1 pseudogene is annotated in these 510 nt (G+C 59.8%); it reads left to right on the top strand.

The features are described 5' to 3' along the window. A pseudogene (locus tag EG850_RS13465) lies at positions 1-450 on the top strand (hypothetical protein); the annotation flags it as partial. Positions 451-510 lie beyond the last annotated feature (60 nt).

Here is a 510-nt window from a genome sequence, read left to right as displayed (position 1 = left end):
CAGGATGAAGAGGATGGTGTAGCGGGCGCCCTTGGTCTTCGGGCGCTTGCCGGAGTGCAGCGCGGGCATCGCCAGTGCGGCCTCGGGCTTCTTGGGGCCGCGCTCACGCTTGTCGCTGCAGCGCTACGTGCTGTCCCGAACGGCAGGCAACTTGTCGGTGACCTCAGGGAAATCAGAAGTTCATGGCTGCTTGAAAACAAGGCACGCCCGGACAGCGTGAAGGAGAAGGTGATTGAGTACACGGTATCCAAGCCAGTGTTCACTGCCGATCTCATTGCAAAAGAGCTGCAGATGCCTGCAACCAATATGTACCGGTACCTCAAGGAGCTCATGGACTCTGGCGTCCTGGCTGTGAGCGCCGAACATCAAGGACCGAGGGTGTGGCGTGCCCCCGAGGTGCTGTCAGCCATTGACGCCTTCGCGGCCCGAGCTGGGCGACGGTCAACCTGACACACCGATCATTGATTATTAGGCGGATTCAATTGGTTGTCGCAACACCCTGACACCGGA

The sequence above is a fragment of the Gulosibacter macacae genome, assembly GCF_003865375.1.
GTDB lineage: Bacteria > Actinomycetota > Actinomycetes > Actinomycetales > Microbacteriaceae > Gulosibacter > Gulosibacter macacae.
Note: the sequence above shows the minus strand (reverse complement) of the source record. Positions and strands in the feature narration are given on the sequence as shown.